The sequence below is a fragment of the Pseudochrobactrum sp. sp1633 genome, from assembly GCF_030376605.1.
Lineage (GTDB): Bacteria > Pseudomonadota > Alphaproteobacteria > Rhizobiales > Rhizobiaceae > Pseudochrobactrum.
In genome coordinates, this window is record NZ_JARRAE010000001.1 from 47,176 (window position 1) to 72,680 (window position 25,505).

Annotated in this window: 22 protein-coding genes; 9 read left to right on the plus strand and 13 right to left on the minus strand. The window is 51.2% G+C overall.

What is annotated here, in order from left to right; translation table 11 throughout:
• Positions 1-80 precede the first annotated feature (80 nt).
• Positions 81-2,615 (minus strand): protein translocase subunit SecD, encoded by a 2,535-nt coding sequence (gene secD / locus P8H26_RS00245; protein WP_289630870.1) that lies wholly within the window; start codon positions 2,613-2,615, stop codon positions 81-83.
• Between the two features lie 132 nt (positions 2,616-2,747).
• Positions 2,748-2,966 carry a hypothetical protein gene (locus P8H26_RS00250; RefSeq protein ID WP_289630871.1) on the minus strand — a complete coding sequence of 73 codons (219 nt, stop codon included), beginning with the start codon at positions 2,964-2,966 and terminating at the stop codon, positions 2,748-2,750.
• Between the two features lie 643 nt (positions 2,967-3,609).
• Here P8H26_RS00250 and P8H26_RS00255 point away from each other — a divergent pair.
• The 3 genes from P8H26_RS00255 to P8H26_RS00265 all read left to right on the plus strand — a co-directional run bounded on the left by P8H26_RS00255 (position 3,610) and on the right by P8H26_RS00265 (position 9,392).
• Positions 3,610-6,036 (plus strand): mechanosensitive ion channel domain-containing protein, encoded by a 2,427-nt coding sequence (locus P8H26_RS00255; protein WP_289630872.1) that lies wholly within the window; start codon positions 3,610-3,612, stop codon positions 6,034-6,036.
• A 186-nt stretch (positions 6,037-6,222) separates the two neighbouring features.
• Entirely contained in the window at positions 6,223-6,543 is a 321-nt protein-coding gene (locus tag P8H26_RS00260) for a hypothetical protein (protein WP_374708199.1), read from the plus strand.
• A gap of 338 nt (positions 6,544-6,881) precedes the next feature.
• A complete protein-coding gene (locus P8H26_RS00265; RefSeq protein WP_289630873.1) occupies positions 6,882-9,392 on the plus strand; it encodes an FAD-dependent oxidoreductase in 2,511 nt (836 codons plus the stop codon).
• Positions 9,393-9,505: 113 nt separating this feature from the next.
• Here P8H26_RS00265 and P8H26_RS00270 read toward each other — a convergent pair whose 3' ends face one another.
• On the minus strand, positions 9,506-10,504 hold the full coding sequence (locus P8H26_RS00270; protein ID WP_289630874.1) for a GlxA family transcriptional regulator: 999 nt from the start codon (positions 10,502-10,504) through the stop codon (positions 9,506-9,508).
• Between the two features lie 422 nt (positions 10,505-10,926).
• On the opposite strand from P8H26_RS00270, the gene P8H26_RS00275 reads away from it, so the two are divergent.
• A complete protein-coding gene (locus tag P8H26_RS00275) occupies positions 10,927-11,061 on the plus strand; it encodes an entericidin A/B family lipoprotein (RefSeq protein WP_289630875.1) in 135 nt (44 codons plus the stop codon).
• Between the two features lie 208 nt (positions 11,062-11,269).
• Here P8H26_RS00275 and P8H26_RS00280 read toward each other — a convergent pair whose 3' ends face one another.
• From P8H26_RS00280 to P8H26_RS00290, 3 genes are all read right to left on the minus strand, one after another.
• Positions 11,270-12,325, minus strand: coding sequence for a glycine betaine/L-proline ABC transporter ATP-binding protein (locus P8H26_RS00280; protein WP_289630876.1), 1,056 nt, complete (start codon positions 12,323-12,325; stop codon positions 11,270-11,272).
• Complete coding sequence (locus P8H26_RS00285; protein ID WP_289630877.1) at positions 12,318-13,205, minus strand: proline/glycine betaine ABC transporter permease; 888 nt, start codon at positions 13,203-13,205, stop codon at positions 12,318-12,320. Before P8H26_RS00285 ends, P8H26_RS00280 begins: the two co-directional genes overlap by 8 nt.
• Positions 13,206-13,333: 128 nt before the next feature.
• The gene (locus tag P8H26_RS00290; protein WP_289630878.1) at positions 13,334-14,344 is read right to left on the minus strand and encodes an ABC transporter substrate-binding protein; all 1,011 of its coding nucleotides are present in this window, start codon (positions 14,342-14,344) and stop codon (positions 13,334-13,336) included.
• A gap of 779 nt (positions 14,345-15,123) precedes the next feature.
• On the opposite strand from P8H26_RS00290, the gene P8H26_RS00295 reads away from it, so the two are divergent.
• Positions 15,124-15,552 carry an EamA family transporter gene (locus P8H26_RS00295; RefSeq protein ID WP_289630879.1) on the plus strand — a complete coding sequence of 143 codons (429 nt, stop codon included), beginning with the start codon at positions 15,124-15,126 and terminating at the stop codon, positions 15,550-15,552.
• On the opposite strand, the gene P8H26_RS00300 is transcribed toward P8H26_RS00295, so the two are convergent.
• On the minus strand, positions 15,549-16,334 hold the full coding sequence (locus P8H26_RS00300; protein ID WP_289630880.1) for a TSUP family transporter: 786 nt from the start codon (positions 16,332-16,334) through the stop codon (positions 15,549-15,551). The two genes, P8H26_RS00295 and P8H26_RS00300, sit on opposite strands and share 4 nt — an antisense overlap.
• A gap of 233 nt (positions 16,335-16,567) precedes the next feature.
• On the opposite strand from P8H26_RS00300, the gene P8H26_RS00305 reads away from it, so the two are divergent.
• Complete coding sequence (locus P8H26_RS00305; protein ID WP_289630881.1) at positions 16,568-17,020, plus strand: TerB family tellurite resistance protein; 453 nt, start codon at positions 16,568-16,570, stop codon at positions 17,018-17,020.
• Positions 17,021-17,080: 60 nt separating this feature from the next.
• Here P8H26_RS00305 and P8H26_RS00310 read toward each other — a convergent pair whose 3' ends face one another.
• Positions 17,081-18,130, minus strand: a complete 1,050-nt coding sequence (locus P8H26_RS00310; RefSeq protein WP_289630882.1) for a P1 family peptidase — start codon at positions 18,128-18,130, stop codon at positions 17,081-17,083.
• A 28-nt stretch (positions 18,131-18,158) separates the two neighbouring features.
• Positions 18,159-19,247 (minus strand): ABC transporter substrate-binding protein, encoded by a 1,089-nt coding sequence (locus P8H26_RS00315; RefSeq protein WP_289630883.1) that lies wholly within the window; start codon positions 19,245-19,247, stop codon positions 18,159-18,161.
• A gap of 280 nt (positions 19,248-19,527) precedes the next feature.
• On the opposite strand from P8H26_RS00315, the gene P8H26_RS00320 reads away from it, so the two are divergent.
• The 3 genes from P8H26_RS00320 to P8H26_RS00330 all read left to right on the plus strand — a co-directional run bounded on the left by P8H26_RS00320 (position 19,528) and on the right by P8H26_RS00330 (position 21,742).
• Positions 19,528-20,070 (plus strand): flavin reductase family protein, encoded by a 543-nt coding sequence (locus P8H26_RS00320; RefSeq protein WP_289630884.1) that lies wholly within the window; start codon positions 19,528-19,530, stop codon positions 20,068-20,070.
• Between the two features lie 108 nt (positions 20,071-20,178).
• On the plus strand, positions 20,179-21,081 hold the full coding sequence (locus tag P8H26_RS00325; RefSeq protein ID WP_289630885.1) for an alpha/beta hydrolase: 903 nt from the start codon (positions 20,179-20,181) through the stop codon (positions 21,079-21,081).
• Positions 21,082-21,253: 172 nt separating this feature from the next.
• The gene (locus tag P8H26_RS00330) at positions 21,254-21,742 is read left to right on the plus strand and encodes a hypothetical protein (RefSeq protein ID WP_289630886.1); all 489 of its coding nucleotides are present in this window, start codon (positions 21,254-21,256) and stop codon (positions 21,740-21,742) included.
• Between the two features lie 170 nt (positions 21,743-21,912).
• Here P8H26_RS00330 and P8H26_RS00335 read toward each other — a convergent pair whose 3' ends face one another.
• Genes P8H26_RS00335 through P8H26_RS00350 form a run of 4 tightly spaced genes read right to left on the minus strand, consistent with a single transcriptional unit; the run spans position 21,913 to position 25,503 of the window.
• Positions 21,913-22,683 (minus strand): ABC transporter ATP-binding protein, encoded by a 771-nt coding sequence (locus P8H26_RS00335; protein ID WP_289630887.1) that lies wholly within the window; start codon positions 22,681-22,683, stop codon positions 21,913-21,915.
• On the minus strand, positions 22,680-23,516 hold the full coding sequence (locus P8H26_RS00340; RefSeq protein ID WP_289630888.1) for an ABC transporter ATP-binding protein: 837 nt from the start codon (positions 23,514-23,516) through the stop codon (positions 22,680-22,682). The genes P8H26_RS00335 and P8H26_RS00340 overlap by 4 nt, the downstream gene beginning before the upstream one ends.
• Positions 23,513-24,442, minus strand: coding sequence for an ABC transporter permease (locus P8H26_RS00345; protein ID WP_289630889.1), 930 nt, complete (start codon positions 24,440-24,442; stop codon positions 23,513-23,515). The genes P8H26_RS00340 and P8H26_RS00345 overlap by 4 nt, the downstream gene beginning before the upstream one ends.
• Positions 24,439-25,503, minus strand: coding sequence for an ABC transporter permease (locus P8H26_RS00350; RefSeq protein ID WP_289630890.1), 1,065 nt, complete (start codon positions 25,501-25,503; stop codon positions 24,439-24,441). Before P8H26_RS00350 ends, P8H26_RS00345 begins: the two co-directional genes overlap by 4 nt.
• Positions 25,504-25,505: the final 2 nt, after the last annotated feature.

Genomic DNA, 25,505 nt, shown 5'->3' on the forward strand with positions numbered 1-25,505 from the left:
GGATGCAGGTTCAGAAAAAGGGCAAAGGAGAGAAGGGATATCGCGCGGTTCATAAACCGCGCGATAAGATTATGTGTTTGTTACTTAGCTGCAACTGCGTCGTCTGTATCGCCGAGGCCGCGCTTATGGGTGCGTTCCCACCATGTGCCAAGCAGCATCAGAATTGGCGCTGCGATGAAGATCGACGAGGTGGTTGCAATGAATACACCAAACAGCATCGGGATCGCGAAGTTCTCTACCGCACTACCGCCCCAAATTGCCATCGGAAGAACAGCAAGGAAGGTACAAAGCGAGGTGTAGATACAACGGGCGAAAACCTGATTGATACTCATATCAATGATTTCGCGCAGCGGCTTGGCCTTATACATGCGCATGTTTTCGCGCATACGGTCATAGACCACCACCTTATCATTGACCGAGTAACCGACCAGCGTCAGCACCGCGGCAATCGCCGTGAGGTTGAAATCAAGCTGTGTGATAACAAAGAAACCAACCAGCTTTGTTGTATCGAGCACCAGTGTGGCAATCGCACCCACGGCAAAATACCATTCGAACCGCCACCAGAGGTAGATCAGCATCGCACCGGCAGCCAGCACCAGCGCGATAAAGCCGGAACGGGCAAGCTCGCCGCTGACCTTAGGTCCCACGACTTCGGTACGTTCAATCTTCACATCCTTATCAATGGACTGAACTGCTTCACGTACCTTGTTAACCGCAACGGTCTGAGCTTCTTCGCCACCTTCCTGACGCTGAACGCGGATCAGGACGTTTTCAGGGCTGCCTGCATTCTGCAAGGCAACTTCACCAAGACCCAAGCCCCCAAGCGATGAGCGCAATTGTCCGAGATCGGCCGGTTGGGAAGTGGTGATTTCCACCTGAATACCGCCGGTAAAATCCAGACCGTAATTCAGACCCGGCTTGAAGAACAGGATCAGCGAGGCAATGGAAAGAAACACGGATACCATAATTCCGAAATACCGGGCTTTCATGAACTGGTAGTTGGTATTTTCCGGTGCAACACGAACCCAAGGTTCAATTTCAAGAACTTTGAGTTTACGGCGACGGACAGACCAGGCCATGATCAGGCGAACAACCGAAACGGCTGTGAACATGGAAATGGCGATACCGAGCATCATGGTGATGGCGAAGCCGCGAACCGGACCGGTACCGAACATAAACAGCAGAACAGTAGCGATAACCGAGGTAACGTTGGCGTCAACAATGGTTGAATAGGCGGAGTTGAAGCCTTTATCGAGCGCTGCCATAGCGCCCATGCCTTTTCTGGTTTCCTCACGAATACGCTCGTTGATGAGAATATTCGCATCCACAGCAATACCGATACTGAGGATGACACCCGCGATACCGGGCAGGGTCAGCGTCGCGCCGATCAGTGTTAGCGCGGCAAATGTCAGCACAATATTCAGAAGCAGCGCGAAATTCGCAATCATGCCCCACACGCCGTAAAGCATGACGATAAAGGCTGCGACCAGAATAAAGCCGAGAATACCGGTATAGACACCCATTTTAATGGCGTCGCCACCAAGATCCGGACCAACGGTACGTTCTTCAATGACGGTGAGCGGCGCAGGCAGGGCGCCGGCACGCAGAAGTGCGGACAGGACCACTGTATCTTCAACAGTGAACTGACCGCTGATCTGGCCGGAACCACCGGTGATCGGCTCACGGATTGTTGGTGCAGACAGAACCTTGTCATCAAGTACGATGGCGAAAGGACGGTTCACGTTCTTCGTGGTGATTTCTGCGAACTGACGTGCACCCTGACTGTCGAAACGGAAGGACACAATCGGTTCATTGGAACGCTGGTCAAAACCGGCGCGGGCATCAGTCAGACGTTCGCCGCTGAGCGCAACCTGATCTTCGATCGGGTATTTAATGGCCGGGTTCTTTGAATCTTCCATAATGGTAACGCCCGGAGGCGGCGGGCTGTTCGGATCAGCATCCGCAACCATATGGAAGGCCATTTTAGCGGTTGAACCCAGAAGCTGACGCAACTGTGTCGGATCCTGCAGTCCCGGGAGCTGAACCACAATACGGTCACTGCCGACGCGCTGGATTGAAGGCTCGGAAACACCGACCTGATCCACACGCTGACGGATGATTTCAAGGCTCTGTGTCAGCGCGCTGTCAAGGCGGTAATTGAAACCGGCCTCGGTCAGAGACATACGGATCTGTTCGCCCGGTGTGGTTACATCAATATCATTGATCGGAGTACCGAAACCACTTGTTGAAATCGGGTTGATCAGTGTTTTCAATGCTGTGACTGCACGATCCCGCTGGGCGGTATCCGCAATATTGACGAGAACCGCATCACCGGCCACACGGATAGACTGTGGCTGAATGCGTTCTGAGCGCAATTTGCTGCGTGCATCGTCAAGAAGTGTACGCAGGCGGTCTTTTTTCAGACCTGCCGCATCAACTTCGAGAACAAGATAGGAGCCGCCGCGCAGGTCAAGCCCGAGCGTGACCTGATTTTTCGGAAACCAGCCTGGCATATTTTCCAGCTGTTGTTTCGTAAAGACGTTGGGCAGAGCAATTAATATGCCCGCCAATATGATGAAGCTGTAGAGATACACAGCCCATTTGGGTGTACGCATGAGTGAATTCCGGTCTGAGTGTTTGCGGTATTCATACGTCTGATTAAACGCATAATACCGTTCGACAGATGGAGTTCAGGAAACCCTTGTACTGAACAAGGTTTACCTGAAAAAAGCTGCTGCTAGGCAGAATTAAATGAAAGATGAAACAGGTGGTGCGCGTGCACGAATGGCAATATTGTCAGGCAATACTGCCAGATTGCGTTGAATGAACGCAAAACGCAAAGCGGAGAAAGCCGCCAAAACTGTGAACAGCGCGGTGATAATGAATGTGCCGTTACCGCCGAAAGGCAAAGCCTTGCTGCTGAAGTATAATGCCGGTGTGAGAATTGCCCGCACCGGTGCTGTCAAAGAGCTATTCTGGCTTCTCCCCGCAGGGTCTGAAGGTTGAATAGTCTGGCGATCCTGAAGCAGGGCAGCCGTCTGATAGCTGGCATCACTTTGATTATTCGCGGAAATTAAAGCTGATTGAAGTGCGAGAAGTCCGGACAGAAACCACAGCAGACCGAAAGAATAAACGAGGGTACGAAGAGACAGCCTGTGCTGTTCTTGTCGTGCTTTCCCCGTTATTTCGCTGCAAAGTCTGGATCTGAAAATTGTTCCGGCCCGCTCTCTGTGCTGATTTGCGAAAATCATCTTTGGCATAAGGTGATTATGAATGAATGTTTCAGGTTCAAACAAAATCACTTTCACTTACTCATTAACCATTCACCGCTGCAATCACAAGAAAAATAGCTGATCTGATGCCGCTTTGTGTGCCGTTGGTTATTCAATAATCGCTTTTGCGGTGGACTTTAAAAATGCGGGAAGCAAACAATTTGCTCTGCCGTATTAAGTGCAGGCTTTCTGTGGCCTTATTCTTATTTGTGCCTATATTGTACACAAGAAAGACCTGTTTCTGCCGGTTCTAATGATTGTACGTTTTTTGTAGACTTATGATTTTGAAAAAGCCAATGAAATGAATCAGAAGCAGCAATTTATTGAGAGACAGATTTTGAAAAACCTATCGGTAATCTCCTTACGGTTTGTATTATGCGCGCTGCTGCTACTGGGCGGGCTGACCGCAGGAGATATTGCCGGTGGCGGCCGGATTTCTGCGCAGGCGCAAAGCATGCCGCAGAATGTGGCTGCCCAGCAGAAAACCATTGTTGAAGACCTGCGCCGCCAGATTGAAGATATCGGCAAAGCGCTGGATAAATCTAAAAACAATGATGAGACGCTGGCCAATATTAAGGTCAAGCTTGAGGGCATTTCGAAGAAGCTTCTCGATGCCGGGCTGGCTTTTCGCCCGCGTCTGAGTGAAATTAATTCACGCCTTGATCAGATGGGGCCGCCGCCTGCCGAGGGAAAACCTGCGGAATCTGAAATTGTTGCAACAGAGCGTGCGCGGCTGACTGCCGAGAAAGCCGAGATCAATACAGTGATCGGCTTTACTGAAGATGCATCGGTACAGGCCAGCCAGCTGATTGAGAAAATCGGCTCTATGCGCCGCGATCTGTTCACCCAGACACTGTCGCAGCGTGTTGATATCAATACAGAGCTGGTAACAGAGGTGGTGAATGCTGCCGGTTATGAAACCAAAACTTTCTTTTATCTGCTGAAATCATGGTGGGATTTTACTTTATATCCGCGTCTTTGGACGCTGCTGGGCGTGCTTGCAATTTCGGTTATTCCGGCTCTGCTCATTCACCTGAGCGCACGTCGCTGGCTGGCTGATCTGTATGAGCGTGATCCGCTGGACGAGAAGCCAAGCTATCTCAGCCGCTTGTCAGTTGCCTTCTGGTCTACGGTTATTCCGTCTGTGGCTGTTGTTGTGTTTTTGGGGTTGGTTTATCTGCTGTTTCAGCGTTTTAACCTGCTGCGGCCTGATATTGCGCAATTGCTTGCAGCGTTGTTCACGCTGTTATTCATCGTGCTGTTTATCTACAGGCTGGCTTGCGGTGTTCTCAGTCCGGATATGCCAAACTGGCGGTTGCTGCCTGTTGCGCCAAAACCGGCTCAAATTCTGATCTGGCTGCTCACTGCGGCGGCGATTACACAGAGTATTGAGTATTTTCTCGAAATTCTGAACGGCGTGATGTCTTCGCCATTGTCGCTGACCGTTGCTAAAAGCGTGATCGGCACAGCAATGGTCGGAGCGCTGTTACTTGCTATTGCATTCCTGAAACCAATTCAAAATCCGAAAACCGGCGAGTTGCGTTCGTGGCCTCGGCTAACAAAAATTATTCTGATCCTGCTGGGTCTGATGCCGATTTTGGCTGCTGTTTTTGGCTATATCGGCTTTGCCCGTTTTATCGCTCAGCAAATTGTGGTGACAGGGGCTTTCATTGTCACCATGTATCTCGGTTTTCTCACCGCGCGCGCAATCACGCATGAGAAAGCCTTTGCCAATACCAGCTTAGGGCGGAAATTACGCGATAAGTTCAATGCCAATGAGGCAACGCTGGATCAGCTTGGTCTGGTTGCCGGTATTGTCATTAATCTGATTGTGCTCCTGATCGGCGTGCCTTTGGTGCTGATGCAGTTCGGCTTTCAGTGGTCGGAAATGAGCACGCTCTTTATCCGCATTATGACCGGTTTCCAGATCGGCAGTTTTTCAATTTCGCTGATCAGTATTCTGACTGGTATCTTGCTGTTCGTGATGGGTTATTTCCTCACAAGGCTGTTCCAGAACTGGCTGGATGGTAGTGTGATGGCGCGCGGCCGCGTTGATGCGGGTGTGCGTAACTCTATTAAAACTGTGATCGGCTATGTGGGGCTGGCTTTGTCTGCCTTGCTGGCTATTTCCGCAGCAGGTATCGATCTTTCCAGCTTTGCGCTGGTGGCCGGTGGTCTTTCTCTCGGGATCGGTTTCGGTTTGCAGAATATCGTCTCGAACTTTGTTTCCGGTCTGATCCTGCTGGCCGAGCGCCCGTTGAAAGTAGGCGACTGGGTACAGACCGGTACTGTCAGCGGTTTTGTTAAAAAGATCAGTGTGCGTGCAACTGAGGTTGAGACTTTCCAGCGTGAAACGATCATTGTGCCGAACTCGACATTGATTAACGACAATGTCGGCAACTGGACGCACCGCAATAAGCTTGGCCGCTCTGATATGCAGATTTTGATCGGCTATCGCACGGATGTGCGCCGAATTCAGGCCATGCTGTTTGAGATTGCCAGAGAAACGCCGCTGGTTTTGAAAAATCCGGAACCGATGGTCTTTCTGATCAATATGACTGAACTCGTCAGCAGTAACATGATGATGCGCTTTGAAATCCGTATCTTCCTTGCGGATATTACCAGCGCGCTTGGTGTTCGTAATGAATTGCAGTTCACAATCGTTGAGCGCTTTGCGGCAGAGGGGATCAGCGTTATGCCTTTACCGTCTCCAATTCCGCTGCCGGAACTGCATGTGAATTCAGAAGAAAACCCTGCGGGCTGAGTCTGGCAGAGACAACGCAACGCTTAAAAGTTTGTATTGTGTGTGTTTTCTCCCGAAAATTTGTTCGATTCTTTTCGAGATTAAGCTTTAATTAACCGGTCATTCAGTTGCGGTTCATCGGCAATGATTATAAATAAGCCCATGAAGTGATGTGGTGCAGACAAAAATGTGACTTGCGAAAGACATTTGCACTGCATTGAGGTTCAGAGTTTGGGGAGTGCTATGGTGAATATGAAAAAAACCGGATTTGGCAGCCTTGTTGTGATTGCAGGCATTCTGGCCGGATCAGTGTCCGCTCTTGCTGCATCCGTTCTGAACAGCGACAGCACAGCGCAGACGCTGGTTGTGACTGAAGGTGCTTCCAAGCAGCAGGTAACTGTACAGCCGGGTGAAAAAGTAACAATTTGCCCAAGCGGTTGTTTTGTTACGTTTCCCAATGGCGACCGCGAGGCGCTGACAGGCAATGAAGCCATTACTATTCTGAATGGCGGCGGCACCTATAAATAATTCCACAGACATTCCGAAATTTTGAAAAGCCGTAACGTGCATGTCCGTTACGGCTTTTTTATTGAGGTAAATTTCAAGGGATAACAGACTGCGTCGCGGCGCTTTTCGGCTGTGTCGCAAACAGACCTTACAAGCCTTTGAACTGGCAGCATAGTAAGCGCAATCGACCTTGAGGGCTGCCTGATAACAGGTGCGTAAAGGCGAGAGATTTGCGCCCTGCCACGTTATCTCCCTTGCCGGATAAAGGCTGTGAAATAACAGGCTGTTTCAGAGTATTGCAGTGCCGGACCGCTCCTGAAAAAAAGACGCGGCATTGTCGGTTCAGAGGAATAGATTTCATGAAGACCCATGCCCGTGCGGTGGTTATTGGTGGTGGTGTGGTAGGCGTGTCTACGCTCTATCATCTGGCCAAAAAAGGCTGGACAGATTCTGTGCTGATCGAACGCAAGGAGCTCACCTCAGGCTCGACATGGCATGCGGCGGGGCTGCTGCCTCTGTTTAACCTAAGCTATTCGGTTGGCCAGATTCATAAATATTCAGTCAAATTCTATCAGGAACTGGAAAAAGAAACGGGACTGAATGTCGGTTTCAGCAATTGCACCAATATTCGTCTCGCGCGTACCAAGGATCGCTGGGACGAATATATGTATTATGCCGGTGTTGCGCAGACAATTGATGTGCCGGTGAAGCTGCTGACACCGGAAGAGGTGAAAGAGGTTTGGCCGCTTGCCGAGACAGACGGCATTCTGGGCGCGATCCAGCATCTAGATGACGGTTATATTCAGCCCGCAGATCTCACACAGGCGCTGGCAAAAGGCGCGCGTGATATGGGCGCTACGATTTATCGTTACACATCGGTGACCGGAATTGAGCAGCTGCCGGACGGCAAATGGCTGGTGAAGACCGATAAGGGCGATATCACTGCAGATCATGTGATTTCGGCTTCGGGTAGTTTTGCTGCCAAAACCGGCAAAATGGTTGGGCTGACCGTGCCTGTGGTGCCTGTTGAGCATCAGTATATTGTCACCGAGCCGCATCCGGCGATTGTGGAGCGTAAGGCCAAAGGCCTGCCGGAAATGGGCGTGCTGCGCGAGAGCGACAGCTCATGGTATATGCGCGAAGAAAATGGCGGGTTGTTGCTCGGGCCATATGAAATCGGCGCGCCGGTTTGCTATCAGGACGGCCCGTCCGATGAGAGTGAATATGAGCTGTTTCAGGAAGACCTCGAACGCCTGATGCCATATATTGAAACCGCGATTGCGCGCGTTCCGGCCTTTGGTGAAGTGGGTATCAAGAAAGTTTATAACGGCGCGATTGCCTATACGCCGGATGGTAATCCGATTATCGGTCCTGCACCGGGATTGAAGAATTTCTGGCTCAATGAAGGCCATTCCTTCGGTGTGACTGCGGCGGGTGGTGCAGGCTGGCAGCTTGCCGAATGGATTGTCGAAGGTGAGCCGTCGATTGATATGATGGGTGTCGATCCGCGCCGCTTTGGCCCTTATGTGACCGAAGGTTATCTCAAGGAAAAGGCTGAAGAAGCCTATGCCGATGTTTTCACCGTGCATTATCCGGATGAAGAACGCACTGCTGCGCGTCCTCTGAAGCGCTCGCCATCCTATGATCGCCAGAAGGCTCTGGGCGGGGTATTTGGTTCTGTCTATGGCTGGGAGCGTGCCAACTGGTTTGCACCGGAAGGCTATGGCATCGATGTTGCCTCATTGGACAAGCCGGACGTGTTGCTGAACCAGAACCATCCGGAGCCGGATGCCAATGGCAAAGTTAAAGAACTCTGGTCGTTCCGCCGCTCGAACTATTTTGAGCATGTCGGCAATGAGGTGAAAAATGTCACCAATAATGTCGGCCTGCTGGATATGTCGCCTTTCGCCAAGATGGAAGTGACAGGCTCCGGCGCACGTCAGTGGCTGGAAAGCATTCTCGCCAATCGTGTGCCGAAGAAGCAGGGGCGCGTGGCGCTGAGCCATATGCTGACCGCGCAAGGCGGTGTGCAGAGCGAATTTACCGTCTATGAGTGGAAGCCTGGTAGCTTCTATCTGGTATCTGCCGGTGCCTATGAGAGTATCGACCACGATTATCTCTATAAGCTGGCGCCAAAAGACGGCTCGGTTATTCTGCGCCCGATCACCCAGAAATATGGTGTGCTGGTACTTGCAGGGCCAAACAGCCGTAAAGTCTTGCAGAAGCTCACCCGTACCAGTCTTTCCAATGAGGATTTCCCTTGGCTGACAGGTAAGGAAATCAGCGTTGGCACTGCGACTGCCCATGCTTTGCGCGTCAACTTTGTCGGGGAACTGGGCTGGGAGCTGCATCACCCGATTGAGCAGCAAAACACGATCTATGATCTGGTGATGGAAGCCGGTGCTGAATTTGGTATCAAGCCATTTGGTATCCGCGCCATGCTGTCGATGGGAATTGAAAAATCCTATCGCCTGATCCCGCGTGAAATGTCGGTTGAATACAACGCCTTTGAATCCGGACTGGATCGCTTTGTCCATCCGAATAAAGGTGAGTTTATCGGCCGCGATGCTGCGGTTGCCGCGCGGGAAAAAGGTCTGCGCTGGAACTTTGTGACACTCGAAGTTCACAATGTTGACGATGCAGATGCCCGTGGCTCCGAGGCGATTTATAAAGATGGCAAACTGGTTGGCCGTGCCACCAATGGCGGCTTTGCATGGCGCCTCAATAAGAGCATTGCACTGGCAATGGTGAAACCGGAACATGCTGCGATCGGTACAGAGCTGGAAATCAATATTCTCGGCAAAAACTACAAGGCAACCATTGTGCCTGAATCACCGTTTGATCCAGAAAATGAGTGTTTGAAGGCTTAAACGTCTCAATAATAGCAGAGATAAAAATCACCGGTATTTCCTTTGAGATGTCGGTGATTTTTTATGTATTGAGTGCAAAAGAAAAAGGCCGGTAAGACCGGCCTTTTTATATTTTAAGCAGCGATCAGCTGTTTTCTGTCGGCACGTTCCTGCTGCGGTGAGCGGCCATAAAGCTCACGGTAGCATTTGGAGAAATGCGAGGCGGAGACAAAGCCGCAGGCCACAGCGACCTCAACCACCGGCATGGAAGACTGGATGAGCAAATGCCGTGCGCGGTCGAGACGAATTTCCAGATAATAGCGCGCCGGTGAGCGTCCCATTTCCTGACGGAACAGGCGCTCAATCTGGCGGCGTGACAGACCGACATTTCCGGCCACATCAAGCAGCGACAGAGGCTCTGTGAGGCAACCTTCCATCATTTCAATGATTGAAAGCACTTTCGAGTTCTGTACGCCAAGGCGTGCACGCAACGGCAGGCGCTGACGGTCATGCGGCTTACGCACACGGTCGGTCAAAGCCTGCTCGCAGATACTGTTGACCAGATTTTCATCAAAGTCGTCGCCGATCAGTTTCAGCATCATATCCAGTGCTGCGGTGCCGCCCGCACAGGTGTAGAGATTGCTGTCGATCTCAAACAGATCGGCATAGACCTCAGCTTTTGGAAATGTTTCAGAAAAGCCAGGCAGGTTTTCCCAATGGATTGCGCAGCGTTTGCCGGAAAGCAAACCGGCTGCGGCAACGATATGTGCGCCGGTGCAAAGGCCGCCAACCGAAATCCCGCGATTGTAGGATTCACGCAGCCAGGCCAGTGTTGACTTGTTGTTGTAGTTTTCCACATGCACACCGGCACAAACAAAGACCATGCTGGGGCGGTTTTCCCCGATCAGGTTGCGGCGCTCATCATCCAGAGATGTGTTGGCGGCAATTTCAATGTCGCTGGATGCCATAACGGGCCTGCCGTCTGCAGAAGCCAGACGCCAGCGATAGGCCTCAAAACCAAGCATACGATTGGCAATGCGCAACGGTTCAATCGCTGTCGCAAAAGCGATCATAGAAAAGTTAGGTACCAAAAAAAAGACAATGGACCTCTTGAGCCGTGCTTTATCATTCATGGCCATGTTCCCGTATATTATTTTATATTTTTATGTCTGACCGGCCGTAATTCTGTCCCACACAGACGACGCAATCAGGATATTCTTATTGAGACATATTCTTCGGTATTAGGGAAGTGCGGCCAAATGCCTGTCGTAAAATGGTAATTTCATATCGAAAAATGGCGCGCAAACGCAGAAAAATTATAATCTTAGAATTGCTATAAATTCTCCGTATGTCGCGAACATTATATTGCTAAATAACGAAGCAGCTTTTTTAAGTGCTCTGCGCGAAAAATTGCCCGTAATAATTTTAAAACATTGATTTTCTGATGCAACCGTAACAGGTTCTGTTGCGTTTAGAGATATGAGGCTTTTCTGCTTTAGCATGCTCTGTCAGAAAAGCAGATCAGCTTTTCATATATGGTTTAGGAGATATCTTGATGAAGACTTCTGTGTTTGCTCCGTTTGTTATTGTTCTTTGTGCGCTTTCGCTGGCAGCCTGCGCCAATACTGTGCGTGGCGTTGGTAAAGATGTAAAAGATACCGGCCGCGCAGTGCAGCAGACTATTCAGTAATATTGGTCAGTCAATATTGGCCTGAGCATCCGGATGCTCTGAAAAGACATATAAAAGCCCGCCGCGTGAAAACGCGGCGGGCTTTTTGACAGTAATATTTCCGATTAGAGCGCCGGGCGCCCTATTGGGCGCACAAAAGTAGCTCTAGATTCTTTTAATTGCCGCATGTTCGCGAACGCTAAATGAATTCATTTAGCTGCGACATGCTTTAACGTCTGACCATTGCCGCCATAACTGAAGTGACGGATGTCTGGCCGATAATCAGACCCTTTTCACAGCAAACATTAATCTGCTCGGATTTTTCATCGACCAGCTTGCGCATCGCTTCCTCCAGCAGGCTGTCAAAGCGGATGACCGGCAAATCGCTGCTGTCGCCCTGAGGTGGTGTCATGATCGTATCGACACGGATGACCCGCCCGCGATTGACCTCCTGCACAAAGCTTTCAATATAGGCATCTGCGGGATTGAGCACGATGTCCTGACCCGTGCCTTGCTGAATAATTTCACCATCACGCAAAATCGCAATCCGGTCGCCAAGTCGCAAAGCTTCATCCAGATCATGGGTGATGAAGACGACGGTCTTTTTGATTTCCTTTTGCAGATCAAGCAGAACGGATTGCATATCAACACGGATCAGCGGATCAAGTGCCGAAAATGCCTCGTCCATCAGCAGGATTGGTGCATCATTGGTGAGCGCGCGGGCAAGGCCGACACGCTGCTGCATGCCGCCTGACAATTGGTTCGGATATTTTTCCTCAAAGCCTTTCAGGCCGACACGCTCAATCCAGCGATGCGCTTCTTCCAGCCGTCTGGCGCGGGGGGCGCCTTGAATTTCCAGCCCGTAAACGGTGTTTTCCAGAACCGTGCGGTGAGGTAGCAGAGCGAATTTCTGAAACACCATTGCCGTTTTAAGGCGGCGGAATTCACGTAGCTGCGCCGGTGACATGGTGACAACATCTTCGCCATCCACCAGCAACTCGCCGCTGGTCGGATCAATCAGCCGGTTGATATGGCGGATGAGTGTGGATTTGCCGGAACCAGACAAACCCATAACCACCTGAATGCCGCCCGCGGGCATATCAATATTAATATCCCGCAGGCCAAGAATATGCCCGTGCTTGTCATTCAGCTCTGCTTTGGTCATGCCGTCTTTGACAAGCTGCACGCAGGTTTTCGGATCATGGCCGAAAATCTTGTAAAGATGACGGATTGAAATGCCCGCCGCAGGTTGTTCCGTGGTCGAAGCTGGTGAATGATTAGCCATGCGTTATCTCCAGATGCTTCTGCAGCCGCGCGCCATATGCCTGACTGATACGGTCAAAGATGATCGCAATGCCGACGATCGCCATGCCGTTGAAAATACCCAGCGTGAAATACTGGTTGGAAATGGCTTTGAGCACCGGTTGTCCCAGCCCCTGCACACCAATCATCGAGGCAATAACTACCATTGCCAGCGCCATCATGATTGTCTGGTTGATGCCAGCCATAATTGTGGGCAGCGCCAAGGGCAGCTGCACATTCTTGAGCTTCTGCCAGGGGGAGGAGCCAAATGCATCGGCTGCCTCCAGTACATCACGGTCAACCTGCCGGATGCCGAGATTGGTCAGGCGGATAATCGGGGGAATGGCATAGATAACAACGGCGATTAACCCGGGTACACGGCCGATGCCGAGCAGCATAACCACGGGAATGAGATAAACAAAGCTCGGCATTGTCTGCATAATATCCAGCACAGGGCTGATGAAACTTTGCAGACGATTGGATTTGGCCATCAGAATGCCGGTCGGAATGCCAACCAGAATGGCGATGACGGTACAGACGAAAATCATCGAGATTGTTTTCATCGTATCTTCCCACATGCCGAGATAACCGATGATGAACAATGTAATGACAGAGCCGATTGTAATTTTAAGGCTGCGGCTGGAGAACCATGCAATAACAGCAATTATCAGCAAAATAACAGGCCACGGCGTGCCGGTCATAAAGCGCTCTGCTTTAATCAGAAAAAATTGCAGCGGATTGAAAAAACCTTCAATCGCATCCCCGTAAGCACGGGTGAAGCTGCGGAATGTCTCGTCAATCGCTTTTTTAAGATTGGTAAGTGTTGCATTGTCGAGGTTGGGAAAGCGGTACAGCCAGTCCATGAAGCGTCTGTTCTCCGATTTGCAGCTCAGTCAGTTCCTGTAAAGAACGATCGCCTGTCCGGCACAAAGGGCACCGGACAGAGATTTTTGAAGTCGCTTTGTCACTGATAAAAATCAGAGACAAAAGATCAGATTGCAGCTTTCACTTTTTCTGCCACATCTGCCGGAACCCACTTCGTCCACATATCCTCATTGGTTTTCAGAAAGTGGATGGCTGCCTGTTCACCGGTTGCCTGATTATCAGTCATCCATGCGAGCAGCTTGTTCAGGGTTTCGTTCGACCATGAGCGGTTCTTCAGGTAGTCGAGAGCCGGACCTGCACGTTCAGAAAACTTGCTGGTTACAAGGGTTTCAACGCGATCTTTCGGCCAGCCGTTTTTCTTCGGATCAGGGCAATCAAGCACAGTGTTGCAGCGCTTCCATTCGGCTTCATCAATGTCATAGCCGGTCTTCAGCATAACCATTTCATATTTGCCGAGCAGAGCAGTCGGTGCCCAATAAAAGGCTGCAATCGGCTCTTTACGCTCATTGGCTTTGGCAATCGCGCCGTCAAGCCCTGCTGCCGAACCGGTATCAATCAGATTGAAACCTGCTTTTTCAAACTCGAAGGCTTTAAAAAACTGACTGGTAACAACGGTTCCGCCCCAGCCTGGTGCGCCGTTATAAATGGCACCCTTGGACGGATTTTCAGGATCCGGAAACAGATCCGGATGTTTGAGCAGGTCATCAAAGGTTTTAATGTCAGGGTTTTTATCGGCAATATATTTAGGTATCCACCATCCCTGTTCACCGCCATCAGGCAGAGACTGGGAGAGGGCGATGATCTTACCGTCATCGAAACCTTTTTTCACAATTTCCGGCAGCAGGTCGACCCAGCCTTCGGGAGCAATGTCCGGCTGACCTTTTTCAACCATAGATGTAATGGTCGGAACGGTGTCGCCGACGACAATCTCCGCATTGCAGCCATAGCCTGCATTCAGAACGATTTTATCGAGATTTGAAAGCAATTCTGCTGATTGCCAGTTCATATTGGAGATGGTGACATCTCCGCATTCAGCAGCTTGCGCAGAGACAGACATCATACCGGAAACTGTCAGTAAACCGGCAGCCAGAATAGTTGAGGCAAACAACGTCTTCATATGTGTTCTCCTGTTCCCCGTGGTACCGGTTGTTTTTTGTCTCCGGTGGTACCGTTGCCGGAGACAGTTATTTTTATAGTCCCATGCAATATTCTAAGGAGAAATCTGAGCGGCTTGACAACGACGATCAGTAACACATTCGCGACATTCGCAGTTAAAGCGTGAAAAATTTTGATTTTGCCGGAAAATATGCGGAAGACGCGATTTAAATCTTTCGACTTTTAAAAATCATGACAATTAAAATCAGAAATATGCGTTTGCGTTACTTTTGCAGCGTGAATTAAATCATATAAATATGATGGTATTATACTTGTATTCTTTAATATGGCTTTGAAATATAATGAGATTTATAAAACAGTCGCTTTATTATGCATGAGGGCTGGTCAGGCAACAAGCGCAAAAATTGGTTTGCTACAGTGCGAATTTAATCCGCAACGGCAAAAACCGCGCTGTGGCTTTAAAAGCTTGCGCGGTAATTGCCAAAATACGCTTGGCACATCTGCCTCACTCAACGCGGCAGATTAAAATACAACTCCGGTACGCAGTACCTGATCCGGAGCGGGAGACATGAATGTCTCTTATCCACTCTTTTAAACGCACATCGTTACCGTTCGGTTAGCAAGAGTTTAACGGGTGGTAAATATTGAGGTTTTTTGATTGTTTTTCTCTGATGACAGAGAAAATTGCTGTCAGGTGATCTTGTTGTTCTATAAAAATAAGAACATCTGCCTGATTATTGCTACTCTGATTATTTCAGCGTGCAGATTAAAGGAAAAATAATGACAGAAAGCTGGCAGTTCTGGGCGCTGGTATCGGCTGCATTTGCAGCGCTGACGGCAATTTTTGCCAAGCTGGGCATTGCAGGAATCAATTCGGATTTTGCGACTTTTATCCGAACGCTGGTGATTATTGCTGCACTGTGTCTGTTTCTCACAATTAGCGGGCAATGGCAGAAAACGACGGATATTTCCGCCAAAAGCTGGCTGTTTCTGGTGCTGTCAGGTCTTGCGACCGGCGCATCATGGATCGCCTATTTTCGTGCGCTCAAAATCGGCGATGCGGCGCGCGTCGCACCGGTAGACAAGCTGTCGATCATCATGGTGGCAATTTTTGGCGTTGTTTTTCTTGGCGAAAAACTTTCCGCGATTAACTGGGCAGGTGTGGTGATGATTGCAGGCGGCGTTATTTTGCTGTCGCTAAAGGTTTAAAAGCCGAGCCACAGACGCAACGGATTAGCCGGTTCCATCAGCAGGCGGATTGTTAGAAGAACACAGGTGATGATCAGCAATGGTTTGATCAGTCCTGCGCCTACGCGCATTGCCAGATGCGCACCGGCTGTAGCGCCGAACATTTGTGCCACACCCATCACCAGACCGACTTTCCAGTTAATTGCACCGAACGCCAGAAACGTCAGGAAACTGCCGAAGTTGGAAGCAAAGTTCAGCATTTTGGTATGTGCTGTTGCTTTAAGCAGACCATAACCGGCCAGCGAGACAAAGCACAGCATGAAGAAAGAGCCGGTGCCGGGGCCAAACAAACCATCATAAAAACCGATCAGCGGCACAATTGTGAGGCCGAAGAGAAACGGCTTCATGCGCTGGGCGCGGCTGACATCGCCGACATTCGGTTTGAGAGCAAAATAAATTGCGATAGCAATCAGCAGAACCGGCAGCAGGCCATAGAGCATATCGCCCGGAATATAAGTGGCGAGCAGTGCACCGAACACGGCACCAATGCCGGACATTAAGGCCTGTGGTAGCTGCTCTTTGATATTCACATGGCCTTTTCGTGCATAGGAAATGGTTGCTGAAGAGGAGCCGAATAAAGACTGGAGCTTGTTGGTGCCGAGTGCCTCAACAGGCGGTATGCCTGCCAGCATCAGTGCCGGAACGGTAATCATACCGCCACCACCGGCAATTGCATCAATAAAACCGGCGATAAAACCTGCAAGGGCCAACAGCAGAAGCATGGAATCAATAGATGCGGACATGAGAACCGTTAGAAGCTGTGCTGCTGATCTTGCAAAAACCGGAGAGGGCAAGCGGCAAACTTTAATCTTGGGGGCAATTCATAAAGACTGCGGGAATGCGGCGCAAGATACAGCAGAGCAATAACAGAATTGTTTGTTTAAATCTGTCCTGTATCTAAAGAATTGCCCGGCAGGACTTGTCATTTGGCCGCAGTCTTGCCAACACTGCAATACAAGAATTTTCGGGGACAGTTATGAGTGAGACGATTTTTGAGCGTATCAGCGCCTACTTAAGCAAAAAGACAGCTGTGCAGCGCTTGTCGGAAGATCCGGCTCTGGTCTCCGAACTGCTTTTGCTGGTGCGGCTGGTTTTTGCTGATGGTCAGAAAAATCAGGCAGAGATGAATGCGCTGTTGCGCATTATGCAGAATGATTTTGATATTAAGCCGGAAGAACTGCCGGAAATTGCGGATTATCTGAAAACATTCTCTTATGAAACCACGAGCACGCAGGCCGCGGCCTTGTTCAGCGAGATGGTGCCTGAGCGCCGTCAGTCACTGGTCGGGCATCTGCTGACGATTGCGAAAGCTGATAATGAAATTCATCCGGCAGAAAGCGCATTGATTGCCCGCGTGATTGAGCAGCTGAATGTAACGCCGGATGAGTTGTTCGCCCGTCGCCAGAATCTCGGACAGACTGAGGATTAATCGTAATCTGCATTTAGTTTTTGAAAAGAGCGCGCCGGACAGGGGCGCTCTTTTTGTTTTTTAACTCTTGAGTGTGTTCCAGCAGGGAAACAGATCATTGTCCTTGGGTTGTGCCAAATAAACGCCCCTTGCGACGGCACGCGCCATGCTTGAGGCAGCAGCGGCACAAAGATCAATAAAATCCTCAACGGATGGTTCAATGCCGCTGGCACCGGTGGCAAGCGCAAAGATCAGATCGCCGTCAAAGGGCGTGTGCGCCGGCCAGATAGCACGGGAATAGCCATCATGAGCGGCAATGGCCAGTCGTTTGGCCTGTGCTTTGGTCAAAACCGCATCAGTGGCAACAACACCAATGGTGGTATTGGCTGCCGGAGGGAGAGCAGTGCCGCCTTCACGAAATTTAATGCGCAGATCAGTTGCATCCGCTGGCATAGGAGAGGGGTAGCCGAGCCCGCCAAACTCATTGGCCTGCTCAAAGGGCGCTGCCCAGAAATGCGGGGTGTTGCCCACTGTGACAGAGCCAACGGCATTGACCGCAACCAATGCCCCCATGCTGATACCATTGGGCAGAATATGGGATGAGGAACCAAGCCCGCCTTTGAGACCGGCCACCAAGGCACCAGCACCGGCACCGCAACTGCCGAGGTCAAAATCTTCCCGCGCGTTTTCTACTGCCTGATAGCCGAGATCACGATAAGGCGGGTAACGCCCCCAGTCTTTGACGCCACCATTATGCATATCGAAGAGAATGGCTGAGGGAACAATCGGAATGTAGTGTCCGGCGGCTTCAAAACCGATTTTTCTCTCGCGCAGAAAAGCCTGCACTCCGGATGCCGCATCCAGCCCGAATGCCGAGCCGCCGGAGAGCACAATGGCATTGACCGTTTGCACCGTATTATGCGGCTCCAGCAAATCGGTTTCCCGCGCTCCGGGCGCGCCGCCTAAGACCTGAACAGCGGCCGTGGTTGCACGGTCGCACAAAATGGCGGTGACGCCGGTTTTGATATAATCATCCTGCGCATTGCCAACCCGCAGGTCTGCGACATCGGTGATGAGATTTCTGGGGCCGGAAATGCCCGCTCTGCGGCTGGAGACTTTTGAATGTGCCATTGCGTTTATGCCCCCGTATCAGTTTTATTTATTTGGCAGGCTCAAAGTCTTTGCCGTTAAAACGCATCAGCCTGTAGGGATTTTCCTGCCGCAAGCCCTGCGGTGTAAAACTGACGGCACCAATGACTGTCTCAAAGCGCGTTGTCTGCAAGATTGAAGCTGCCGGTTTTGGTGGCTCTGATGTGTCAGACAATGTTTGTGACACAATTTGCATCGCAGCATAGGCAGGCAATGCATAACCATCTGCCAGCATTTCTTGCGTATCGCTTTGCTTGCCCGCAAGCGCGGCAATGGCTTTGATTGCACTGTCCGTATAGGTCTGTGTTTCGGTTTCCGGAATGCTGCTCATTAACAGCCCGACGGGAAGCGGAGTTTGCGGATCAGCGCGTAGCAAGGATTCGCCGCCTGCAATCGTCAGTGGTAATCCGGCGGCAGCAGCGCTGCGGGCAATCACCGCAGCATCGTCGCCTTCACCGCCAAGCAGGATATGGTTGATGCCTGCACGTTTGAGCTGGGCCACCAATGCATTTTGCGAGGTCTGGGCAGGGCGGTAGGTGTCGGTGAGTGCCGGTTCAAGGCCGCGGGCTTTGAATGCCGGTAAAACCTGACGGGCAAAATCACGCCCCTGAACTGTGCCGTCCTCAATCAGCGCAAACGGCACTGTCCGCCATAGCGGTGCCAGCCGGTCTGCCAGAACAGCGGTGGCCATTTTACGATCCGGCTGAAGCCGGAAAATGCCGAAACTCTGTCTGGTTTGTTGTTCAAGAAGTGTCTGCTGGCGGCTGCCAAGGCTGAGAATGGTAATGCCATCGCGGGCAAGTACGGGCGCAGCACCTTCAAGCGATTCACTGCACAGATAGCCGATGACGAATTTGATATTTTCCTGTCTGATTTTTTCTGCTGTTTCAGCGTCCTGCTCCGCCTTGCAGTGTTCAGGCAAATAAATCAGGCTGACAGGATATTGGTTTTGTAACTTGGCAGCTTCCGCGCCCAGTTTAATCTGCTTTGCTAGAATAGCATAAGACCCGCTCTCAGGCACTACTATACCGATTTTCGGATCATCGTTTTGCTGAGTCTGGCTATAGGCCGGAGCGGCAGACAGGACAGTTGCTCCCATACACAGGGACAGGCAGCAAATTTTGACAGCAAGTCTCATGGAAGTGAGTTCAACTCCGGCTACAAAAAAACAATTGTTTATGAGGTAAAGTGTTCTGCCGCAGCTTGCAATGCCTAGCTGAGCAGGGATGACAACCGGTTATGTTTATGAACTGCAGAGATCACCGTCATTTGATAGCTAAATTACGACAGTTAATGCTGTAAAGTTTGCATTTGACGTGTAATGAGAGTGTTAAAACCTTATATGCGTGGACAATCGGTATACTGGCAGAGCAATACAAATGAATATGGTGAAGTCTATAGTGACGACAAATCAGACAGTTGATCCGCTGAGCTATCGCAATGCGATGAGCCAGTTTGCCGGTGCTGTGAATATTGTGACGACCAACGGTTCCGCTGGGCGGCGGGGGCTGACGTTGTCTGCAGGCTGCTCCGTATCAGATAATCCGGCAACTATTCTGATCTGTCTGCAGCGTGTGCATACCGATAATCTGATGTTTATCGAAAACGGCGTTTTTGCTTTCAATGTATTACATGCAGGGCAGCAAGATCTGGCGGAGGCCTTTGCCGGTCGTAATAAGCTGACGATGGAAGAGCGCTTTGCTCTGGGTGAGTGGGATGAGATGGTGACCGGATCGCCTGTCCTTAAAGGGGCGCTGGCGAGTTTTGATTGTAAAGTCATCTCCTGTCAGGATCATGCCACGCATCATGTGTTGTTTGGCGAGGTACTGAATTTGCGGCAGACTTCTGTGGAGCAGTTACAGGAAGATACTGCTGAGGCGCTGGTTTATCTCAATCGCTCTTATCATCAGCTCAAAATCTGAAGCCTGTTAATTAAACGAGACTTGGTTTGACAAAAAAGCCCGTGCGCAGCACTCTGCGCGCGGGTATTTTTATTACGAGAATACCGGAGGCTGCAAAGGGAGATTGCAGTGGGAGTTTTGGGAATTTCATTGCGGCCTGCGGGGGCGCTGGTTCTGGCTGCAGGATTATTCTGCTTCGCTACGGCTCATGCGCAATCGCAGTTGCAACCTTTTAAAGATGACTTGTTTTCCTCGCAAACAGTGCTGAAAAGTGCGGATAACGGGCATTATCTCACCCTCGATTATAACGAGATACGTGACATTAACGGCCGCGATGTGATTGTCGAAAAACGCGTGCAGGATAAATATGTATCGCTAAAAGTCCGCAGTCAGCAGAAAGATGTGGTTGTGCAAACTGCGGCGGGCGTGGTGAAAACCTATCAGGTTGGCAAGTTAACGCCGCAGACCTCCATGATCGTGCTTTATCTGCATGGCAGGGGCGGCAACCGCCATCAGGGCGTGAACGATTTTACCTTCGGCGGGAATTTCAACCGGCTTAAAAATCTGGTGGTGCAGGCTGGCGGTGTTTATTTTTCACCTGACTTTTCCGATTTTGAGAGCAAAGGCACGGCAGAACTTTCAGGGCTTATTGCGGCGATGCGGCAGGAAACACCCCGTGCGAAGATTTTTGTCGCCTGTGGCTCTGCCGGTGGCGTGCTGTGCTGGCAGTTGGCGACTGATGCGACTGCTTCACAGCAAATCGATGGTCTGGCTCTGCTCGGTTCGCTCTGGGATGACAAGTTCAATAAAAGCGCGGCTTTTAAACGTAAAATTCCGGTTTTCTTGAGCCACGGCAGCCGCGATCCGGTTTTTGCGATTGACAGTCAGGAGGCTTTTTACAGGTCATTGCGTAAAACCAAAGGCGGATATCCGGTAGTGATGCACCGTTATGAGAGCGGCAATCACGGCACGCCGATCCGCATGACAGACTGGCGGGCGGCGTTGAACTGGATGATAAGCAAAGCGCCGTAAAATCTGCTGCGGATAATGGCCGTGCAGGGCATTTTGATTGTGGAGCATGAAGGATTGTTGGTCAGTGTGACTGTGCTGCCACTCGACATTTAGGAAAAAGCGAATAGGTTCGGCTCAGAAAAAAAGTGACGATTTCACTGCAATAACATCTGTTTTATGAATGAGGCATGGTATGCGCACCAGCACAGGTTCCGCAAAACGTTTTGTACTTCTGGCAATGTTTGCTCCGCTGGTTGCCGCCTGTACCACAACATCCAATACAACTCCGGCTCCGACAACGGCTGCTGCACAGGCACCGGTTCCGGTTGCTTCGCAAATGCCAAGCTTCCCGCAATTCGTGCGCAGCAATGTAGCGCCTGAACTGGCAAATCCGTGCATTACAGCTGCTGCTAATCGCTACTATATTCCTGAGCGTGTGATTACTGCTGTAGACAGCCGCCCGGGTGGCGGTGGCAACACGGATGTGATCCTCAAAGTTGATTCACGCGATGCCCGTTGCACCATCAGCGCCAATGGCACTGTGCGCTCTGTTGTTGATACCAGCCCGATGAGTGCGGATCAGCGCGCGGCGAATGAAGCTGCAGCAAATGCTCCGGCTGTTGCCCCTGCCAAAGCGGCTCCGGCTAAAAAAGCTTCGGCAAAGCAGAAAAAGGCCAGCTGATTTTATAAACTGGGGAATTTAAAAAAAGCCGCTCTTAATACAGGGCGGCTTTTTTGTTGAGAAAATGATTCTGATATTGAGTGTAAGTTGCTGAAATTATTCATTCGCAGCTTATAAAAAAGGCCGCGGTCGTGAGACGCGCGGCCTGATTTTTTGTAGCTTTTAGACGTTCAGCGTTTGAAGCCTTCACTCGCAACCATCAGATTGCGGGTATAATCTTCTTTCAGCACGCCCTTCGCCAGATCATCGGCTTTGAGCTTTTCAACGATCTTACCGTTCTGCATCACGGCCAGCTCATCACACATATGGGTAATAACTGCCAGATCGTGACTGACCATCACAAAGGTCAGCTTGCGGTCGCGGCGGATCTGCTCCAGCAGGTTGAGCACTTCCGCCTGAACGGAAGCATCCAGTGCCGAGGTCGGTTCATCCAGCAGCAGAATGCTTGGCTCAACGATGAGAGCGCGGGCAATTGCAATACGCTGGCGCTGACCACCGGAGAGCTGATGCGGATAGCGGAAACGGAAGCCGGAGCCTAAGCCCACTTCATCCAGCGCACGCACGATGCGCTTTTCCGTATCTTTGATGCCGTGAATGGCCAGAGGCTCAAGCAGCAGGCGATCTACGGTCTGGCGCGGGTGCAGGGAGCCGTAAGGATCCTGAAACACCATCTGCACCGTGTTGTAGAAAGCCTTGTCACGCGGGTTTGGTATTGGTTTGCCATTGACCTCGATCTTGCCGGAAGAGGTTGGTGCCAGTCCTGCAACTGCGCGCAGCAGTGTGGACTTGCCCGAACCGGATTCTCCGACCAGACCAAAGGAGGAGCCGTTACCAACCGTGATCGACGCATCTTTCAACGCGTGGAATTCATTGAACAATACATTGAGATTTTCAATGAGCAATGCCGGATGGGCAGGTGTTTTTGTACTGGTACCGGTCATACGCTCCACTCCGCCTGACGTTGCAGGGTTGGCAGCGGATGACGGTCAGCGCCGATCTTTGGCATGCAGTTCAGAAGCCCCTGAGTATATGGATGTTTTGCATTGGCCAGGTCGCTTGCAGCAATTTCTTCAACAATACGACCGGCATACATAACAATAACGCGGTCACAGAATGAGGAAACTAGACGCAGATCGTGACTGATGAAGATCAGCCCCATACCACGGTCGGCTACCAGCTTGTCGAGAATACCAAGCACTTCAAGCTGAACGGTGACATCCAGAGCCGAAGTCGGCTCATCGGCAATCAGCAGTTCAGGCTGGGCAATCAACATCATGGCGATCATCACGCGCTGTCCCATGCCGCCTGATACTTCATGCGGGTAGAGATCAAACACACGCTCAGGATCACGGATCTGCACGGCTTCCAGCATTTCCAGAGCCTTCTGACGGGCTTCTGATTTTTTAACCGGAGCATGAGCGGACAGCGTCTCAATAATCTGGCGACCAATGGTCATCACCGGATTGAGAGAATATTTCGGATCCTGCAACACCATTGCCACACGACTGCCGCGCAACGAACGACGCTCTTTGGCAGAGATGCCAAGCAGGTCGATACCGTCAAACTCCAGACGCTTGGCTGTGATTTTGGCATGCGGTGGTGTCAAGCCCATGATGGCGCGGCCGGTCTGGGATTTGCCCGAGCCGGATTCGCCAACAATACCCAGACGCTCACGACCCAGCGTGAAAGATACGCCGCGAACGGCCTCAATCGAGCCGGTGCGGGTGGGAAAAGACACCCGCAGATCATCAACATAAAGTAACTTATCACTCATTGGTTGTTGCCTCGCGGATCAAGAGCGTCACGCAGGCCGTCACCAAGCAGGTTGAAGCCAAGGCTGACAATGAGAATGGCCATGCCGGGTACGGCAGCAACCCACCACTGGTCGAGAATGAAACGACGGCCGGAAGCAATCATTGCACCCCATTCAGGCAGCGGTGGCTGAGCACCAAGGCCTAAGAAACCAAGACCGGCAGCGGTCAGAATAATACCGGCCATATCCAGCGTCACACGAACGATCAGCGAGGACAGGCAAAGCGGCATAATATGACGAATAACGATACGGGCAGGGGATGCCCCCATCAGTTTCACAGCTGAGATATAGTCCGAATTGCGCAGTGTCAGTGTTTCTGCGCGCGCAATACGGGCATAAGGCGGCCATGAGGTGATGGCGATAGCGATAACCGCATTTTCAATGCCGGGTCCGAGTGCTGCAACAAAAGCGAGCGCCAGAATGAGCTTTGGAAATGCGAGGAAAATATCGGTAATGCGCATCAGAACCGCATCAACCCAGCCACCGGCATAACCGGCTACAGTACCGACCAGCAGACCGACCGGAGCCGACAGAATGGCAACGAGCAGCACAACATAGAGTGTCCAGCGTGAGCCATAGATCAGACGGGAGAGAATATCACGCCCCTGATCGTCGGTGCCGAGCAGATAACCCGGTGAGCCCATTGGCAGCAGGCGCGAATTGGCCAGATCACCGACAACCGGTGAGTGCGGCGCCAGCAATGGTGCAAAAGCTGCAACAAAAACCAGCACACCGATAATAAGCAGACCAAGTACCGCCAGCTTGTTGGAAGCGAAGCGCCGCCAGATCATATAAGACCGGCCGAGTTTTGCCTGAGCACGGGATTGCGGACGCTCAGTGAGCAGCCATTCCCGCCATGTTTCTTTTGGAAGTGTTGTCTCACTCATCGTGCGCGCGTCCGTGGGTCGAGTGTCCGATAGAGCAGATCGGAAAGCAGATTAAGGGCAATAAACACAGAGCCGATGATAATGGTGCCGCCGAGAACAGCATTCATATCAGCGCTTTGCAGAGAATTGGTGATGTAAAGTCCAAGACCAGGCCATGAGAAGACGGTCTCAGTCAGAACTGAACCTTCAAGCATACCGGCATAGGACAGGGCGATCACAGTCACGAGCGGCACTGCGGCATTGCGCAGAGCATGACCCCAGATGATTTTAGTTTCGCTTAAGCCCTTGGCACGCGCTGCAACGATATATTCCTGATCCAGCTCATTGAGCATGAAAGAACGGGTCATGCGGCTGATATAGGCCAGAGAGAAATAACCGAGCAGCGAGGCCGGCAGGATGATGTGTGACAGAATATTGCCGAGCGCATCCCACTGGCGTTGGATAATCGCATCCAGCATGTAAAGACCAGTGATCGGCGTGAATGTATATTCATAAGCCACGTCAATACGACCCGGACCTGCAACCCAGCCAAGCTTTGCGTAGAAAATCAGCAGGCAAATCATACCGAGCCAGAAGATCGGAACAGAATAGCCGAACAGGCCGATAACGCGTACCAGCTGGTCGATGAAGCTGCCGCGCTTTACAGCTGCGAGCACACCAAGCGGAATGCCGAATACAGCGCCGATAAGGGTGCCGAGTGTCGCCAGTTCCATTGTCGCCGGAAATACGCGTTTGATATCTGTCATGACCGGATTGGAGGTCAGAACGGACATGCCGAAATCGCCGGAGAGGGCTTTTTGAACGTAAATGATAAACTGCTGCCAGATCGGCAGATTAAATCCTAACTCTTCGCGGGTGCGCTCAATAACATGAGCCGGTGCGCGGTCACCGAGAATGGCAAGAACCGGATCAATCGGGATGACGCGACCGATGAAAAAGGTCACGGCCAAAAGCCCGAGATAGGTGGTGATGACGACCAGCAAGAAGCTCCCGATAGCGAGAGCCCATTTGCTGATCCGGGCGTTTTTGCGCCCGGATGTTGTTACAGTACTTACACTCATAC

Coding starts and splice junctions, on each gene's coding strand:
- secD (WP_289630870.1), bottom strand. CDS start 2,615: ATGCGTACACCCAAATGGGCTGTGTATCTCTACAGCTTCATCATATTG.
- P8H26_RS00265 (WP_289630873.1), top strand. CDS start 6,882: ATGAAGACCCATGCCCGTGCGGTGGTTATTGGTGGTGGTGTGGTAGGC.
- P8H26_RS00270 (WP_289630874.1), bottom strand. CDS start 10,504: ATGAATGATAAAGCACGGCTCAAGAGGTCCATTGTCTTTTTTTTGGTA.
- P8H26_RS00275 (WP_289630875.1), top strand. CDS start 10,927: ATGAAGACTTCTGTGTTTGCTCCGTTTGTTATTGTTCTTTGTGCGCTT.
- P8H26_RS00280 (WP_289630876.1), bottom strand. CDS start 12,325: ATGGCTAATCATTCACCAGCTTCGACCACGGAACAACCTGCGGCGGGC.
- P8H26_RS00285 (WP_289630877.1), bottom strand. CDS start 13,205: ATGGACTGGCTGTACCGCTTTCCCAACCTCGACAATGCAACACTTACC.
- P8H26_RS00290 (WP_289630878.1), bottom strand. CDS start 14,344: ATGAAGACGTTGTTTGCCTCAACTATTCTGGCTGCCGGTTTACTGACA.
- P8H26_RS00295 (WP_289630879.1), top strand. CDS start 15,124: ATGACAGAAAGCTGGCAGTTCTGGGCGCTGGTATCGGCTGCATTTGCA.
- P8H26_RS00300 (WP_289630880.1), bottom strand. CDS start 16,334: ATGTCCGCATCTATTGATTCCATGCTTCTGCTGTTGGCCCTTGCAGGT.
- P8H26_RS00305 (WP_289630881.1), top strand. CDS start 16,568: ATGAGTGAGACGATTTTTGAGCGTATCAGCGCCTACTTAAGCAAAAAG.
- P8H26_RS00310 (WP_289630882.1), bottom strand. CDS start 18,130: ATGGCACATTCAAAAGTCTCCAGCCGCAGAGCGGGCATTTCCGGCCCC.
- P8H26_RS00315 (WP_289630883.1), bottom strand. CDS start 19,247: ATGGGAGCAACTGTCCTGTCTGCCGCTCCGGCCTATAGCCAGACTCAG.
- P8H26_RS00320 (WP_289630884.1), top strand. CDS start 19,528: ATGAATATGGTGAAGTCTATAGTGACGACAAATCAGACAGTTGATCCG.
- P8H26_RS00330 (WP_289630886.1), top strand. CDS start 21,254: ATGCGCACCAGCACAGGTTCCGCAAAACGTTTTGTACTTCTGGCAATG.
- P8H26_RS00335 (WP_289630887.1), bottom strand. CDS start 22,683: ATGACCGGTACCAGTACAAAAACACCTGCCCATCCGGCATTGCTCATT.
- P8H26_RS00340 (WP_289630888.1), bottom strand. CDS start 23,516: ATGAGTGATAAGTTACTTTATGTTGATGATCTGCGGGTGTCTTTTCCC.
- P8H26_RS00345 (WP_289630889.1), bottom strand. CDS start 24,442: ATGAGTGAGACAACACTTCCAAAAGAAACATGGCGGGAATGGCTGCTC.
- P8H26_RS00350 (WP_289630890.1), bottom strand. CDS start 25,503: ATGAGTGTAAGTACTGTAACAACATCCGGGCGCAAAAACGCCCGGATC.